Origin of the sequence: Burkholderia sp. FERM BP-3421 (assembly GCF_028657905.1) — a bacterium.
Taxonomy (GTDB): Bacteria; Pseudomonadota; Gammaproteobacteria; order Burkholderiales; family Burkholderiaceae; genus Burkholderia.
The window spans coordinates 2255799-2273553 of sequence record NZ_CP117782.1; the positions used below are offsets into that span (position 1 = coordinate 2255799).

Annotated in this window: 7 protein-coding genes and 2 pseudogenes; 3 read left to right on the forward strand and 6 right to left on the reverse strand. The window is 66.8% G+C overall.

What is annotated here, in order from left to right:
• Positions 1-173: 173 nt before the first annotated feature.
• Positions 174-8827 (reverse strand): annotated as a pseudogene (locus Bsp3421_RS26185) (GH36-type glycosyl hydrolase domain-containing protein).
• Between the two features lie 195 nt (positions 8828-9022).
• Positions 9023-9466, reverse strand: coding sequence for a type II toxin-antitoxin system HicB family antitoxin (locus Bsp3421_RS26190; RefSeq protein ID WP_273998837.1), 444 nt, complete (start codon positions 9464-9466; stop codon positions 9023-9025).
• Between the two features lie 1089 nt (positions 9467-10555).
• On the opposite strand from Bsp3421_RS26190, the gene Bsp3421_RS26195 reads away from it, so the two are divergent.
• Positions 10556-10804: a DUF1488 domain-containing protein gene (locus tag Bsp3421_RS26195; protein ID WP_273998838.1), complete on the forward strand. Its 249-nt coding sequence runs from the start codon at positions 10556-10558 to the stop codon at positions 10802-10804.
• A 77-nt stretch (positions 10805-10881) separates the two neighbouring features.
• Positions 10882-11208: a hypothetical protein gene (locus Bsp3421_RS34515; protein ID WP_443111531.1), complete on the forward strand. Its 327-nt coding sequence runs from the start codon at positions 10882-10884 to the stop codon at positions 11206-11208.
• Positions 11209-12573: 1365 nt separating this feature from the next.
• Here Bsp3421_RS34515 and Bsp3421_RS26205 read toward each other — a convergent pair.
• Complete coding sequence (locus tag Bsp3421_RS26205; RefSeq protein ID WP_273998839.1) at positions 12574-13020, reverse strand: hypothetical protein; 447 nt, start codon at positions 13018-13020, stop codon at positions 12574-12576.
• A 117-nt stretch (positions 13021-13137) separates the two neighbouring features.
• Complete coding sequence (locus tag Bsp3421_RS26210; protein WP_273998840.1) at positions 13138-14010, reverse strand: slipin family protein; 873 nt, start codon at positions 14008-14010, stop codon at positions 13138-13140.
• Between the two features lie 442 nt (positions 14011-14452).
• Between Bsp3421_RS26210 and Bsp3421_RS26215 the strand changes: the two are divergent.
• Positions 14453-15120: pseudogene (locus Bsp3421_RS26215) on the forward strand (IS256 family transposase); the annotation flags it as partial.
• Positions 15121-15475: 355 nt separating this feature from the next.
• On the opposite strand, the gene sodB reads toward Bsp3421_RS26215, so the two are convergent.
• Both sodB and xseA read right to left on the reverse strand, forming a co-directional pair.
• Positions 15476-16054: a superoxide dismutase [Fe] gene (gene sodB / locus Bsp3421_RS26220; protein WP_273998841.1), complete on the reverse strand. Its 579-nt coding sequence runs from the start codon at positions 16052-16054 to the stop codon at positions 15476-15478.
• A 178-nt stretch (positions 16055-16232) separates the two neighbouring features.
• Positions 16233-17615 (reverse strand): exodeoxyribonuclease VII large subunit, encoded by a 1383-nt coding sequence (gene xseA / locus Bsp3421_RS26225; RefSeq protein WP_273998842.1) that lies wholly within the window; start codon positions 17613-17615, stop codon positions 16233-16235.
• Positions 17616-17755: the final 140 nt, after the last annotated feature.

The following is a 17755-nucleotide window of genomic DNA, read 5'->3' on the forward strand; positions in this document are numbered from 1 at the left end:
CGAACCCCGGCTGACCATCCTCCGCCGGATTCGCAAGGGGCCGCGCACCCTGCGTGCCGGACGGCCCTCCGGCCGGGACAGGGTGACTGCGACACCAACGGCATCGAGGCTGACGCATCCGCGACCGCTCCCCACGATCTCCGCGCCGCCCGCACCTCGCGCCTTCCACAGGCTCACTGCAACACGGCCTGGGCCGCCCCCAGCGTCACGACGACGCTGTGCCGCCGGCCGTCGTCCACGAGTCGGACGGCCGATGCGCCGGCGGTGAGCGGCATGCCGTCGACGACGATGCGCAACACGCCGCCGCTGACCACCTCCGGGTTCTCGACGACGATGTCGTAGTGCGCCGCCCCATGACGCAGCATCGCCTTGAAGCCCGGCCAGGATCGCGGGATGCAGGGCTGGATGGACAGCGTGTCGCCCTGCTTGCGCAATCCGAGCAGACCTTCGATGCCCGCGCGGTACAGCCATCCCGCCGAGCCGGTGTACCAGGTCCATCCGCCGCGGCCGACGTGCGGCGCGACAGAATACACATCGGCCGCGACCACATACGGTTCCACCCGGTAACGATGCACGCCGCTGCGCGTGTGGCTGCGATTGACCGGATTGAGCAGCGCGAACACGCCCGCGGCGCGATCGCCGTCGCCCATCTGCGCGAATGCGAGCACCGACCAGGTGGCCGCATGCGTATACTGGCCGCCGTTTTCACGGACGCCCGGCGGATAGCTCTTTATATAGCCGGGATCGACCGGCGCCTGGTCGAACGGCGGCGTGAACAGCAAGGCCAGCCCATCGGCGCGGCGGATCAGCTGCGCGTCCAGCGCATTCATCGCGCGCGCGGCGCGCGCCGGGTCGGCCGCGCCCGACAGCACGCTCCACGACTGCGCGATCGCGTCGATTGCGCAGTCGGCGCTGCTGGCCGAGCCGAGCGGCGTGCCGTCGTCGAAGTAGCCGCGCCGATACCACTCGCCATCCCATCCCGCCACGGCCAGCGCGTCGCGCAACGCGGCGGCGCGCGCCAGCCAGCGGCGCGCCGGTCTGCCGCGCCGCGCGCGAGCGGCGCGAACGCCGTGAGCGTGGCATGCAGGAACCAGCCGAGCCAGACGCTTTCGCCGCGCCCGGCCTCGCCAACCCGATTCATGCCGTCATTCCAGTCGCCGGTTCCGATCAGCGGCAGGCCATGTTCGCCGAAGTGCACGAGGCTCTGCTCCAGCCCACGCGCGCAATGCTCGAACAACGATGCGCTGGTTTCCGAAATGCCCGGGATAAAGAACGCGTCCTGCTCGTCGGCCGCGAGCGGCCGACCGTCGATGAAGGGAATCGACACATCGAGAACCGCCCGGTCGCCGCTGACGCCGACATAGTGCGCGACCGCATGGGCCAGCCATACCCGGTCGTCGGAGATCCGGGTCCGCACGCCGCTGCCGCTTTCCGGCAGCCACCAATGCTGCATGTCGCCCTCCGGGAACTGACGCGCCGCCGCCCGCAGCAAGTGCTCGCGCGTCAGGGCCGGGCGGGCGATCGCCAGGGCCATGCCGTCCTGCAGCTGATCGCGGAACCCGTACGCGCCGCTGGCCTGATAGAAACCCGCCCGCGCCCAGATCCGGCTCGACAGGGTCTGATACAGCAGCCAGCGGTTCAGCATCAGGTCCATCGCGCGATCCGGCGTCTCGACCCGGATCGCGCCGAGCGTCTCGTCCCAGAACGCCGTGACGGCGGCAAATACCGCGTCGAGATCCGCGCGGCGGTACTGAGTGATCAACTTGCGCGCCGCCGCCGCATCGCTTCCCTCGCCGAGCAGCATCACGATTTCCGCGGTGCCGCCGGGCTCGAGATCGACGGTGGTCAGCAACGCGGCGCATGGATCGAGACCCGCGCCGACCCGGCCCGACAGGGGCGGCGCACCGATCCGGTCCGGAAAGCCGGCGGGATCGCTCAGCACGCCGTTGCGGCCGATGAACTCGCGCCGGTCCGCGCTCCAGGAGGTTTGCAGGCCACCCAGGTCGGCGAACGCCACCCGGCCGCGATACGCCTGGCTCCAGTCGTTGCGGGCGAACAGCGCGCCGGTGGCCGCATCCAGCTCGCTCGCGGTGTGCGGCGCCGCCACGCTGCGCGACGCGCCCAGCGCCCATTCCGCATAGGTCGCGACGGACAGCCGGCGGGTCCGCTCCGACACGTTGCGCAAGGTCAGGCGGGAGATCTTCACGGAATCGGCCAACGGCACGAACTGCAGCAATTCGGTGACGATGTCGGCGGCGGTATGCGTGAAGCGGCTGTAACCCTGGCCATGACTCGCCACGTAAGACGCGCCGCCCGACATCTCGACGCCCGACGCAGTGACGCCCGACGTGTCGTCGCGGAACGGGCTGGCCTGCGGCCCCCAGCGCAGACCGGTCTCGTCGTCGCGGACATAGAACGCCTCGCCGGGCGGATCGGTGACCGGGTCGTTCGACCACGGCGTCAGCGGATGCTCGCGGCTGTTCGTCACCCACGTATAACCGCCCCCCTCCGCCGACGTCATGAAACCGCACGATGGATTCGCGATGACGTTGACCCACGGCATCGGTGTGCATTGACCGGGCGGCAGGATCACGACGTATTCGCGGCCGTCGCGCGCGAAACCACCGATGCCGTTGAAGTATTCGAGACCGGCGCCGGCCGGCGCGCCCTTGGGCGGCGGCAACGCGCGCGGCGACTGCGGCACGCGCGCCGCCTCCGGACGGGCGGGCAGCGGCACATTCGCGAGGCGGCGCAACTGATCCACCAGCCGGCCGTTGCGCGCGGCGAGCACGGCGCGCGCCGCGGCCGGGAACAATGCCCGCGCCGCCGCGGCCATCAGGTCCGCGCGCAGCACGAAAATACTGCCGCGCCCGGCTTCGTCGCGCGGCTGCCGGGTTCGCACCAGCCCTTCGAGCGCGGCCTGCAGATCCTGCACATACGATGCCGCACGCTCGTTGACGATCACCAGATCGACCGCGAGCCGCTTCATCCGCCAGTACTCGTGCGCGCGGATCAACTGCCGAACGATCGCGATATGCTCGATATCGTCGATCCGGACCAGCAGGATCGGCAGGTCTCCCGACACGCCGTGCGCCCAGAGCGGCGACGCCCCCACGCCGCCGGCCGCCGACACGGCCGCCGCATGGCGCAGCAGCGCGGCGGAATTCGGCCGCATCGACGGATCGCTGTACAGCATGTAGCCGGCCAGCTGCTGGAACAGCGCGGCCTCGTCGAGGCTCACCGCGCTGTGCCGCAACTGCACCTGGGCCTGGGTCCAGGCGAGCATCGCCGCGCGTGAAAACGATTCGCCGTCGCGATGCTTGTCGACCAGATCGAGCAGTTGCGCGCGCGAATCCGCGACGATGGTCCAATAGGCGATGCTCGCCTTCGCGCCCGGCTCGATGCGCAACCGCCGGCGCAACATGAACGCCGCATCCAGCACCGTGCCTTCGGACGCGCCCAGCACGCGCGACTCATCCATCGCGAGCGGCAGACGCACGCTGCGCCCGCGCCCGATGAAACGCATGCGATCGGTGTCGAATTCTTCCGCGCCGACGATTTCGCCGGCGCTCACCGCCAGATGCGCGGCCCAGACCTCCGCCTCGTTCGGCGCGCGCCGGCGCCGCGTCGCCAGGATGGCGCCGGAGGCCGGCACGTATTCGGTCTCGATGAACAGCTTCGAGAAGGCCGGGTGCGCGTGGTCGGCGGCGGCCGGCGCGAGCACGATTTCCGCATAGGAGGTCACTTCAATGACGCGGGCCCGGGCGCCCGCGTTGGCCACCGAAACCCGCCGCACCTCCGCATCGTCCTCGGCGGACACCACCACCTCGAGCGACGTCGTCAGGCTGCCGTCGCGACGGACGAACTCCGCGCGATCCTCGGTGAAGGTGGCTTCGTAGCTGTCCGGCACCACGCCGGTGGGTTGCCATGCGGCCGACCAGACCTCACCGCTGTCGACATCGCGCAAATACAGATAACTGCCCCAATCGTCTCGCGTCGCGTCTTCCCGCCAGCGCGTGACGGCCAGGTCGTCGCGGCGGCTGTAACCGGAACCCGCGGCCGTGAGCATCACGGCGTAGCGTCCGTTGGACAGCAGATGCGTGACGGGCGCGGGATCGTCCGCCGACAGCAGGCGCCGCGCAACGGCGGATTCGACGCCGCGCACCCTGCCGGCAGGGTTCGCGTCGACCCGCGGCCGCCCCACCGCGACCCGGCTCGGCACCCGCTCCTGCAGCAGCAGCTCGGTTGCGCGGACGGCCGGCTCGCTATGGAAGAACGCGCGGATGCGCCCGCCGAGCAGCGCATTCGCGATCGACACGATCGACATACCCTGGTGATGCGCCATGAAGGCTCGCACGACGGCAACCGACAGCCCTTCCGGCACGCGTGCAGGCGTGTAGTCGAGCGCTTCGTAGAAGCCGAAGCGTCCGCACGCGCCGGCGGCGCGCAACCGCTCGAAGTTGCGCGCAGCGGCGTCCGGCGCGACCATCGCCGCGAGCGCGGTCGCATAAGGCGCGATCACGAGATGCTGGCCGAGATCGCGCTTGAGCCCCAGGTCGGGCACGCCGAAGCTCGAGTACTGATAGGTCAGCTCGATGTCGCGCGCGTTGTAGGCCGACTCGGACATGCCCCACGGCAGGCGCAGGCTGTCGGCATACGCGATCTGCCGGTGCACCACCAGATGATTGGTGCGCGCAAGCAGGCTGCTGGCCGGTGCGCGCATCACCAGCGAGGGCATCAGGTATTCGAACATCGATCCCGACCATGAGATCAGCGCCGCGCGATGTCCGATCGGCGTCGCCAGACGGCCGAGCCGGAACCAGTGCCGCGCCGGCACATCCCCCTTCGCGATCGCGACGAAGCTCGCCAGGCGCGCTTCCGATCCCAGCAGATCGTAGTTGCCGGGATCGAGCCGTCCGTCCGCCACCGCATAACCGATCGACAGCAGGTTCCGCACCGGATCGAGCAGGAATCCGAATTCCATCGCAGAGGCCATCTGCAGCGCGGCATCGGCCAGCGCATGCAGACGCTTGTTCAGCACCTGCGTGTCGTCCCGCGTGCGCACGGCGTCGAAATTGTGCCCCTGCACCGCGTGCTCGAGCGCCTGCGCCCAGAACAGCACGTCCTCGACATCGCCGCTTCGCTCCCGGCTGATCTCGTCCATCAGCGCACGCGCGACATCGGCAACGGTCGCGGCCAGCATCATGATCGCGGGCCAATCCAGCGCTCCGTCCTCCGCGGCCGCCGCGATGAGCGTCTCCTCCAGCTCGGTCGCGGCCCGCTCGAATTCGCCGTGCAAGGCCGTCCGGGCGGCATCGCCCCGGTACAGCGCCTCGCGCAGCAACGCGAGCGTGTCGCCGATCCCGTCGCACACTGCCTGCCGTCCCACGCCGCCCGGCTGGTCCGCCCATGCGCGGCAACCGTTGCCGAGCGCGATCAGATGGCCGGCGAGATTGCCGCTGTCGACCGACGACACGTACTTCGGTTCGAGAGGTCGCAAATCGCGCGTGTCGTACCAGTTGTAGAAATGCCCGCGGTAGCGCGGCAGCCGCTGCATCGTTGCGAGGGTCGCCTCCAGCCGCGACGCCGCGTCCAGCGTGCCGAGCCAGCCGAACTCGCGGGCGCTGACGGCGGACAGCAGATACAGCCCGAGATTGGTCGGCGAGGTCCGGTGCGCGACGACGGGCTTTGGATCCTCCTGGAAATTGTCCGGCGGCAGCATCTGATCGTCGGCCGTCACGAACGTCTCGAAGTAACGCCAGGTCCGGCGTGCATCATGCCGCAGCTGGCGCGCATCACGCGGCGTCACGGCCAGTTCGCCCGCCGGCCTCGGCGCGCGGCTCAGCCAGTACGCGATCGCCGGCGCAGCCAGCCAGACCAGCGCGAACGGAACGGCCAGCCAGCCGCCAGGCCGATCGAGGCGCCAGTTCACGGCGAGCGAGACAGCCGCGCCCAGCAGCGCGAGCGCGACGCCGCTGCGCATCTGCAGATAGGTCGACGCGAGGGCGCGCCGGTCGCGCGCGCCGGCTTCGGCCGCCGTGGTCCATTCGAGCAGATGCCGGCGGCTGATCCCCACGCGAAACAGCGTGCGCGCGATCGCGTCGATCATCGACCACGCCTGCTGCGGCAGCATGACGATCGACAAGCCGAACCGCGTCGACGCGAACCTCAGCTCCGCCGCCCACGCATAGAGCACGCTGCGCGTGGTCATCTTGACGTGCGTGCGCCGCCAGCGCGGCACCAGTCCGCTCAACACGGGCAACAACAGCGGCAGCGCGATCGTCACCAGCACGAACGCGCTCCAGGCCAGCGACACGGGCAGCGGCAGACACCAGCCGGCCAGCAGCGCAACGAACATGGCGGGCGCCGTGAGCGTGCGGCGCAGGTTGTCCATCATCTTCCAGCGACCGACGGCCGGCAGCGCGCCGTGACCGAAGGCCAGCCACGGGAACAGTTGCCAGTCGCCGCGCGCCCAGCGGTGCAGGCGTCCCGCCGCGACGTCGTAGCGGGACGGCGCGGCCTCGACGACCTCGATGTCCGACGCCAGCCCGGCCCGCGCGAAAATACCTTCGAACAGATCGTGACTGAGCACCGTGTTCTCCGGCACGCGGCCGGCGAGCACCGCCTCGAACGCATCGACGTCGTAGATGCCCTTGCCCGCATAGGAGCCTTCGTCGAACAGATCCTGATAGACATCCGATACGGCCGACACATAAGGATCGATGCCGTGCGCGCTCGACGACACGCGCTGGAACAGCGACCCTTCGTCGCCGCTCGCGAGCGACGAGGTCACGCGCGGCTGGAGCACGCCATAGCCGTCGACGATGCGGCGGCTCGCCGGATCGAATGCCGGCCGGTTGAGCGGGTGCGCCATCTTGCCGATCAGGCGGCGCACGGTATCGCGCAGCAGCCGGGTATCGGCATCGAGCGTGATCACGTAGCGCACGTCCGGCGGCACGCGCGGCGGTCGGCCAGCCAGCGCGATGAACGAGGTGTCCGACGCGCCGCGCAGCAGCCGGTTCAGCTCGTGCAGCTTGCCGCGCTTGCGCTCCCAGCCCATCCAGCATCGTTCGCCGGCGTTCCAGCCGCGCCGACGATGCAGCAGCAGAAATCGCTCGCCTTCGTCCGGCGCCGCCGGATAGAGGCGATTCAGCCGCTCGATGCCCGCTATCGCGACCGCCAGCAGCCCGTCGTCGCTGTCGAGATGCGGCGTGGGCGCATCCGTCCAGTCGGAGAGCAGAGCGAAGTAGAGCGCTCCGTCAGGGCTCGCCAGATGATGGATTTCCAGGTGTTCGATCTGCTCGGCGAGCGCCGCTTCTGTCGTCAACAACACCGGCACCGCGACCATGGTGCGCAAATCCGGCGGAATGCCGTCGAGCAGCGCGAGGCCAGGCAGGATGCGCGCGCCGACATCCCGCATCACGCCGCGATTGACGAACGCCACCGCGGCATCGAGTGCGGGCAGCAGCCCGGCGAGGCCGAGCCAGATCAGCCAGTGACCGGTCGGCTCGATGCGGGTGAGCCACGCCAGCATGCCCGCCAGCATGAGCGCGGCAAGCAGTCCGATCCGCCCGAGATAACCGCCGAGGCCGGCGCGACGCGTCAGGCGCCGCAACCATGACGCCACGGGCGGACGATAGCCGATCGCGGCTTCGAGCGCGGCGCGGCCGCCTGCCAGCAGGGCATACCCCGGGTCGGACTCGCGGCGCGGCGGCGCACCGTCGGCCGGCGCGGGGTTCGCGCCCTGCGCCGCCGCCTCGGCGACGACGCGACGGGCAACCTCCAGCTCGCTGACGGGCGCGCCGCGCGCCAATGCCTCGACCGCGTCGCGATACAGGTTGCGCGTGGGGAAATCCATCTGCGCGAATCCGGGGTGGCTGCGCAGCACCTGATCGACGAGGCTGATGCGCTCGAACAGATCAGTCCAGTCCACCCCCGAAATCAGCCGCATGCTGGTGATCACGTTGCGCACGGTCAGGCTCGCGGCGCCTTGCTGGTGATTGACGGACGCGACGATCTGGTCCGGGGTCGCCCCGCGCGCAGCCAGGTGCCGATGCAGCCACGCCAGCGCCGGCGCGACGGCCGGATCATGGTCGTGCAGCCGCTGGATCAGCTGCACCGCGAACGCATCGTGCGATACCGCCTGCTCGTAGCGGGCGACCAGCGGTCCCGCGTCCTGCCGCGTCTGGCCGCCCTCGCCGAGCAGGCGATCCGCAAGCGCGTCGGCGTCGATCCTCGCGCGCCGATCGTCGATGATCTGGTCCGCGAGCCGCCGCAGGTTTTCGATCAGCACGATCCGCAGCGTGATCGCCACCGCCCATAGCTCGCCGATCGTCAGCGGCTCCACGGCCTGATAGGCCAGTATGAAGCGGCACAGGGCATCTGGATCGAAACGGCTGTCGGTATGGGCGACGAAGGCCCAACTGATCCCGAACACGCGCGGATAGCCGGCGAACGGCCCACCACTGAGCTTGGGCAGTTGCCGGTAGTAACGCGGGGAAAGATCGTCGCGGATCTGCCGCACCTGTTCCGCGACCAGATAGTAGTTGTCGAGCAGCCACTCCGCCGCGGGCATGATTTCCTCGCCGCGCGCATCTGCGGCCACCGTGTTGCGGTAGGCCTTCAGCAGATGATCTGCGTTGTCCTTCAACCGTGTGGCAAGCGAGGGGCCGGAGGCCGGGCCGGGCGAGATCTTTTGCGCGTGGGCCAGGCTGGCCCCATGCTGCGCCAGTCTTTCCTCGCCGAAGAATTCCTCGCGAATCGGCCGGGCATTGCTCCACGGCGAGGTTCGGTGACGTGCACCGCGCGCTACGTGATTCTTCGACACAGCTTCTCCCTGAACGCCGCGATCCGTCGCGCGACATATCCTCGACACCAGGGCGTCGACGGACATGCGGGATGGGCGAAGCTCGGCTTGATTCCGATCCGCGGGCCGCGGATCAGGGCGGTCTCTTCTATCCGGCAACGCGGATCGGCGCCGGTCGCGACCCGCGGACGACCGCGCCGCGACATGCTCGGGCCGTCACAGCGCGGGCGACAGCGACATCGCCGCCGGTGACCTGCCCCGCTGCGCGGACCGGCCCGTGCAGTGGGCGCACAGCATCGACACGACCACGTCGCGCGTCGTATGCAACGCGATCGCCGTTCGATCGATGTCGCGCACGATACGCTCCGGCAAGCACAACTCGATTCGTATGGTGCTCGACGTCATCCGGGTCAGGTCGAGCTCGACGAAGCGCCAGATACCGTCGCCGGTGTCGAGCGCCGATGCCTGCAAGACCGACAGATCCAAGGTGGGCGGTGGAATGAGACGCGAGCACCGGTCATAGCGGGCCATGACCCGCTGCACGGCGACCGCCTGTAATTCACCATAGGTATCGCCTTCCACGATGACTTCGGGAAAATCCGCCAGCCTGCCGTGATAGCGGGGATTTCCGCGTCGCGTGATATAGATCGGATATTCCATGAGCCTCTCCCGGCAGACAAACACCACGAGCGTCATCGTGCCCCGCGGCGCGCCGGAGAGTCGGTACGCTGGTGAACAGTCTTCCGGCGGGGATTCGTGCAGTCCGTCCGTTCAACCGGCGGATCGAGCGGCCCGGATGAAGATCGCATCCGCATGTGGCAACCAGCAGAAGCCGGCAAGGCATTCGAACTGTCGATCATCGAGCCGGGGATCAGGTTCGTCGCGCCGCGCTCTTTCGTCGTTTCGTGGCTGATGTTCATCGCCCCAAGCGGCGACGCCCAGGATGATTTTCGTAAGCCGGTTCCAGTGCGACCAACTCGACCGCGAGTTCGACCTCGACGGAGCGGACGAAAATTTGGCACGGTTATCGCACGCAACGGACTATACTTAAAGCGACGCTTCCGGAAGCAGCAACCTGATTGCCCCCACTCTCCCACGTACTTTCCGCGGTCTTCCGTTGAATTCGAGGCGGGATCCCGAAGTCGGCTCACGACATGAGCCGGAATGCGCAGCGCGGAGCGCAGTGGGCCCCCCCGCGGCGTGCAGCCGCGCTCCATGCACGCTTGAGCTTCCACACGATGATGCAGGGGGCAGCGCAGCTGTCAACAAACGAAATCCGCCGCGCAACGCGTGGAAAGCGATCGTTGCCTCCGCTCATGCCCGTGATGGATGTATGCTACGCCCAGCAAGTGTCGGCCCGCCTCGCAGCATTCTTGACATCCGGGTCGAGGTATCGATCGCCAGATGCGCGATACCAATCGCAACCGCCTCGCGACAGATTGGATTGGTCTGCGCCCGCGTCGCAAAATGCGTCACGGCGTACTCAGTGAAAGTTCTATAGAAGGAGGGAATCATGAGCAAAGCCCACGACGCCAGAAAATCGGATAAGAAAGTTGCAGTCAAGACGCCGAAGGAAAAGAAGGAGGCGAAGAAACTGAAGAAGGAAGCGTCGAAGCGTCAGTGACACCACAATAGCAGCGGCGCCCCACGATCAGAATCCGGATCCTGTGGCGCTTTTTTCAACATCGTCCCGCGACGACGCTACGCTTCGATGTCGATGTGAAAAACTGATTCGTAAAACTGACCAAGATGCTTATTTTTCCCAATCCAAGCCGTAGCTACGATGCCTCGCGACATTGCGTGTGTTTCTGGGGGTACGACAATTCACGCGAAATCAGCTTCATGGTGGACGACGCCGTACTCAGAAACCTGCGTCCTGGCATGGGATCCGACGAACGCTCGGTGCTTGTCGTTTTTGACGAGTTTCGCGACACGGTTCTCGCAATCGCGCAGAAACAGTATGTCCAGGGTCCGCAGAATCGATATTTGCTTTCATGAGCCACAGGTTCGCCGCTGGAATTCCATGCGAATCGGTTCAGACATGAATGACCAGCAAGTTCGTCGAGGCTGCATAAGTGCATGAAAGCCATCCGGGTGCGCAGCCGTTGCGCGCGATGAACCTCACCTGCGAGACGAGCAAGGAACGTGGCGCCACGATCCTGATTCTCAGTTCGATGATCGACTTCCTGAATTGCTCCGCCCGGTTTGCGCAGATGGGCCGGTCACGCCCGGGTGCCAACGAAACGCCCGTGAGCGAATGGCGGCGCCGCACGTTGCCGCGGCAGCAGGTGCGCGAAGGCCCGGTGACGGACACGCGCCAGCCTCTCTCCCGTGCAGTCCGAGATCGAGTATCTGCGGCGCGGGAAGCGTTGTCGCTGCTCAAGCCTATCACCCCATCGTAGCGGCATCGGGCGGCCTTCCCGAGCCTTGCGCAGGTTGAGCCCGCTCAATTGCGACGGCCACGTCGGATAAAGGACCGCGTTGTCATACCGCAACGTGCCTGTCCCCATCGCTCAGCGCTACCGCACCGACACGCCATCTGGCCGTTATTCTCCTTTTTCAGTCGTTCGTCAGCCCTACCGCCGCGCCCCAACCCCAACCAGTTGCTCAATAAAGCCGGGCGATGTGTGCCTTGGATAGAATCGGCCCAAACGATTGGGCCTCTCGTTTTCCGACACAGCGAACAGTGTCCTGCGCCGTACCGACTCGTAGCGCCCCCGACTGCAGGATGTCCGAGTGATACCGGCAGTCCGAACGTCAATGCCCACGAGGCATGCGACGTGCAATTTCCTTATTGCAGTCGGAGGATGGAAAGATGACAAGCGCAATGTGGGGCATCGTGATCGGGATAGCCGCGATCATCACGTTTTCATTGCATCGATCCAGGTTACGCGCGACGGAACGGGTCGCCGCTCCCAGCCACGTCGTCGCAACACCACGGGGGCCGGCAACGCCGAAAGCCGGCGTTTCGCCGGCCTCGACATCCGCCTTGTAGTGACGGCTCTACGTTCTGTTTGAGAGCGCAGAGGTTGAACTGCTCTGTGTGGATACATCGGAGAACGAGCCGAAAACGCATGCCAAGCCGTTTCCGGCTCTCGGAGATGCGTTGTCCGGGCGTGCGGATCTTTACGGCCACCGCTTGTGCCATCACGCGGGGGACTTGCGGGCATGCGGTCGTCGGCCGCACGCGCGTTCGCGCGCAGTTGCCGAGCCGCTGCCTCTCGCGTCCGGGAGGGTGTCCATTCATCATTCGTCAGCACGCGCCTTCCGTGCAGGTGGCATCTACCAAAATGCGCGCGCCAGGGCGGCAAGTCGGTACGTTGCCGCACGGATTGGCGAGGGCAGGAGCGCGGAGAGGCGACGGACGGTGCTTCGTGCAGGACGACGATTCTTGGGCAACCTGGCCGGCGGCGATCCGTTCAGCAAGGTCCGCGTGCATGCGGGGCTCCCACGGGTGGCCGGGTCTAGTTCCAAAATGTATCGGGGTCCGCCAACGTCTCCATCAGGGCGTCGCCGTCGGTCAGCGTGTTGAGCACGAAGAATTCGCGCATTTGCAGGCCCTCGGCCGTCGGCCGTCGGCCGCGTAAGCGGCTTGCGCTCATAGTCGGCGGTGCGCGCCGGATCGTTCAAGAAGTCACCGCTGAGGCGGTAGGTCAGGCCGACCGCCACGCCGATGACCGGGAACGGATGGCGATGCAGCGGACCGCCGACGCACCGGCAGGTTTCCTCGGTGTTCGTGTTCATCATGAAAGGCTCCAAAGGGCAGATCAGGGGCTTGCGCAAGTGACGGCCGTCAGGACGAATGGAATGACCTGACGCGCAACAGCCTGGCTGCCGGCAAGATGAAAATGCGCTTCCACGGATTCGATCGGGGCCTTGACGACGGCGCCATAGATCGAACCGGGCAGAGGCTGCCCGCTGCCCGACTTGAACAGTGCGTCTCCTCGTTCGTAGGCGAACACCGCATAGACCTCGAAGCCGAACACAGTCAGCACGGTGCCGTGCGTCAGTCGAAACGCGTTGACCGAATTCTGTTCGACCCGCATCGGAGCGGGGTCGATATAGCCGCGCGCCAGTAGGAGCGAGATGAACGCGTGTGCATTGGTCGAGCAGACGAGTTGCGTATCCAATGCATAGGCACGGCATGGCGCGGGAGCCAGCCACGCTACGCCAGCCAGGCAGGCGGTGAGTGCATTGAGGATAACCTTGCTCATGACAATCTGCGCGGACCGGTCGGGTCCGCCCTGCGGGTGACGTGCACTGCCCGAACACAGCATCGATTCTCGGCCGATTCGCACCAAACATCGCGATCGGCGCAGTGCGTCTCGCGATCAGGCTGCGTTCTTGAACGAGGTCGCCGGCGCGGCGCGCGTCACGTCATATCCGGCCACGGCAAGCGCAAGCGCCGGGTTCAGGCTGTCCACCATCGAGCTGGGAATCAGGATCGTCGCACCGCGCTCCTTCGTCGTCTCGTAGATGATGTTCATCGCGCGCAACTGCAGCGCGCCCGGATGATTTTCGTATACCTGCGCCGCTTCGACGAACTTGGACGCGATTTCCGCCTCGGCAGAACCGAGGATCACCCGCGCCTGCTTTTCGCGCTCCGCCTGCGCCTGGCGCGACATCGAATCCTGCAGCGCGACCGGGATCGCGACGTCGCGGGTTTCGACCGAGCGGACCGTCACACCCCAGTCAATGGTTTTCCGACCGATCTCGTCGCGCAGGTGCATGTCGGCCGCTTTGCGGTCCGACAGCAGAGCAGCCAGCATCGATGATCCGATCATCTCGCGCAGCGAGGTTTGCGCGACCCGGTCGATGGCCTGCCGATAGTCGGTAATCGCCAGAGCGGCCTTCTGCGCGTCATGGACGTGCCAGAAGATCACGGCGTCGACGTTGACGGGCACGGTGTCTTTGGTCAGCGCTTCCTCCGCGTTGAATGCGGTGGTTTGAATGCGCTCGTCGATGACCGCGACGATGTTGTCGATGATCGGGATAATCATGAAAAAACCGGCCCCCTTGACGCTCTGCAGTTTTCCGACCCGCAAGATCACGAATTTTTCCCAGACATTGGCAACCCGCACGGACAGCGCGATGAGGATGGCAACGATGAAAAGCGGGGCTGCGAGGTACAGGTTGCCCCATGCGCCGACAGCGAGAGCCGCGAGTACGAACGCGGTGGATAGAACCAGTGTGATGGGATTCATGGTGACGCTCCGTTCCGGTGATGACGGTCCTCACGTGCGATGCAATGCGCTGTATCCCGGATCGTCCTGGGCGTCCCGGCGACAGAGGTCGAGGCGCCTGATGCGAACGTGCGCCCAATCGCTGTGCAAATCGGTACGGTGCCGTACCCGACACGCGTGCGTTGCACGTTTTCGGCTGGCGAGCGCATTGCCGTGGACAGCGTGCGGCGCAGGTGAAGCATCAAAGCCCGTACGTAGGCGTGCACCGGTACGTTAGCGCGCGATTAGCCGTCCAGGATGAGGCAACATGTCGAATTCCGTCGAGATGCGAGGGTATGGCCTAGCGTGCGTGGTACCAGATCGGGCGGCGCAGTGGCGGGTCGACGAACGCGGACGCAGTCGACCCCGGGACTGTCAGAGATTTCGTGTTCAAGGCATAACATGACGCGACTCAGGAGCGTTTATGCCACGCAAACCGAAAGCCCAGCCGGCGGACCTGCCGGCGATTCCCGCCGAACTGCCGGAGCAGTTTGGTAACGGCCGCGATGGCGGCTGACGCCATCAATGCTGCGACATTGGCGCTCAAGAAGGCGCTGATCGAACGAGCACCGGGCGGAGAGATGAATCACCATCTCGGCTATCCGTCCGGTGCTGCCAAACCGGCCAACGCCACGAATCAGCGCAATGGCAAAGGCGCCAAGACGGTTCTGACCGAAGACGGCCCGATTCGCATTGAGGTGCCGCGCGACCGCGACGGCAGCTTCGAACCGCTGCTGATTCCCAAATACGAACGGCGCTTCACCGGGTTCGATGACAGGATCGTCGCCATGTATGCCCGGGGCATGACGGTGCACGAGATCCAGGGCTTTCCTGCTTGAACAGCACGGCACTGAGGTCTCGCCCGACTTCATCAGCTCCGTGACCGACGAAGTGATGGCTGAGGTCACGGCCTGGCAGTCCCGGCCGCTTGAGCCGACGTATCCCGTCGTGTTCTTCGATGCGCTGCGGGTCAAGATCCGTGAAGACGCCGTGGTCCGTAACCAGGCCGTCTATCTGGCGCTGGGTGTGCTGCCCGATGGGTCGCGCGACATCCTCGGCCTATGGATCGAAAACACCGAAGGTGCCAAGTTCCGGATTCAAGACTATGACGCTCAACCCGCCTTGAACACGGTAATTCTGCCCCCCTCCGGACGGACGCAAAACTGCCGTTCAAACCAGTCGCGGGCCCGATTCGTTCGTGCGGGGTCGACGATGCTCGGATCCAGGCGGCCACCATTTACTGCTCCTGGAGCGATTGGATTTGTTCTCACTGAACCCCTCTCGACGCTGTGCTAGATGACCTGCCCAACGTTGGAAGCCAAGGATTCTCCAAAAAAAGAGCACAAACAGCAGAAAGCCCTCATACCGAGGGCTTTCAATTTCGCGTCTGGGTTTTCCAATTTCTATTGCACTTTCCAGACTATATTGTCTCGCTACAGAGACGGACTTACGCGAAGTTCTTCGCGGCGAAGTCCCAGTTCACGATGTTCCAGAATGCTTCGACGAACTTCGGACGCGCATTGCGGTAGTCGATGTAGTACGCGTGCTCCCACACGTCGATCGTCAGCAGCGGCTTCGCGTCGGTCGTGAGCGGCGTCGCGGCGTTGCTGGTCGACACCAGGTCGAGCGAGCCGTCGGCCTTCTTCACGAGCCATGCCCAGCCCGAGCCGAACGTGCCGATCGCCGTCTTCGCGAACGCTTCCTTGAACGCGTCGAACGAACCCCACTTCGCGTTGATCGCGTCGCCCAGCGCGCCCGTCGGTGCGCCGCCGCCGTTCGGCGACAGGCTGTTCCAGAAGAACGTGTGATTCCAGATCTGCGCTGCGTTGTTGAAGATGCCGCCCGACGATTTCTTCACGATCTCTTCGAGCGACAGATTCTCGAACTCGGTGCCCGGAATCAGATTGTTCAGGTTCGTCACATAGGTCTGATGGTGCTTGCCGTAGTGGTACTGGATCGTCTCGAGCGAGATGTGCGGAGCGAGCGCGTCTTCAGCGTACGGCAGCGGCGGGAGCGTATGAGCCATGGCGATTCCTTCGTAGAGAGTATGTAGGGAGGGCTGTATTGGGTGCTGCGGAGCGTCCGATTGTAGGCGACTCCGAATAACCCCGCAAACCCGCGGGCCTTTATCCGCGGGATTCGGCGAATCGTCGCCAACGCGGCGCGGACATCCCGCGCCCTCGCCGCCATCCGCGCACCCGCGCTCAGAATGTATCCGAAAGACGCGGTTGCACGTCGGCGAGCGCGAGATCCGCCGAGCCTTCCGCCAGATGCACGGTGAGGCGACGCTGCGGCTTCAGCGCGGCGGGCGTGCGGATCGCGCGCCCCGTCTGCGCATCGAGCAACGCCGCGTAGCCGCGCTCCAGCGTGCGCTGCGGGCTCAACACCTCGAGCCGCGCCGCGCAGCCGGCCACGCGCGCAGTCTCGCGCTCGTGCCGGCGCAGCCAGCTTGCGTCGAGGCGCTGCGCGAGCGCCGCCAGCGCGCGCCGCGGCTCCGCCAGATCCGGCCTGAGCGTTTGCCAGCGCAGTTGCGCGAGCGCGAAGCGCGCGCGCGCATCGCGCACGGGCCGCCCGCCCGCGCCCGCGAGGCGCGCCGCCAGCTGGCGCACGTGGGTGCGCTGGCGCGCGATCCGTTCGGTCGGGCTGATCAGGCGCCGCGCGAGCCAGTCGAGCTGCTGCGCACGCGCGTCGATCAGGCGGCGCAGGCCGCGCGCGAGCACCGCGTGGCGCTCGTCGAGTTCGCGCAACAGCTGCGCGCGCTGCGGGCTCGCGAGTTCGGCCGCGCCGGTCGGCGTCGGCGCGCGCAGGTCGGCGGCGAAATCGGCGATCGTGAAGTCGGTTTCGTGACCGACGCCGCTCACCACCGGCAGCGCGCTCGCGGCGATCTCGCGCGCCAGCGCCTCGTCGTTGAACGACCACAGATCCTCGATCGAACCGCCGCCGCGACACAGGATCAGCACGTCGACCTCGCGGCGCGCGTTCGCCTCGCGCACCCGCGCCGCGAGCTTCTCCGCCGCGCCCGCGCCCTGCACGGGCGCCGGGTAGACGATCACCGGCAGATGCGGCGAGCGCCGCGCGAGCGTCGTCACGACGTCGCGCAGGGCGGCCGCCTGCAGCGACGTGATGATGCCGATCGCACGCGGATGACGCGGCAGCGCGCGCTTGCGTTCGGGCGCGAACAGCCCTTCCGCCTCCAGCTGCGCCTTCAACCGCAGGAACGCCTCGTACAGCCGGCCCTGGCCGGTGCGCCGCACCGCCTCGACGCTGAGCTGCACCTCGCCACGCGGCTCGTACATCGTGACGAGCGCGCGCACCTCGATCCGGTCGCCCTCGCGCGGCGTGAATTCCGCATGCTGCGCGCGGCCGCGAAACATCACGCAGCGCATCTGCGCCTGTTGGTCCTTGATCGAGAAGTACCAGTGACCGCTCGCGGCGCGCGTGAAATTCGACACCTCGCCCGCCACCCACAGCAGCGGGAAATTGCGCTCGAGCATCGAGCCGATCGCGCGATTGAGCGCGGAAACGGGAATGACGCCGTCGCCCGACGGCGCGCCGCCGGCAGCGGCAAAAGGAGATTCGGTAGGCATGGACTGTCGGTAGGATTCAGCCGGCAAACGATAGACCGCGCGAGCCGCGGCGTCCAGCCGCGCGTGACGCCGCGGGCATGGTGCCGGAGAAGTGTCCACACCGGAGGCGATCCGGGGACAGGGCCGTAACAAACTCCCCG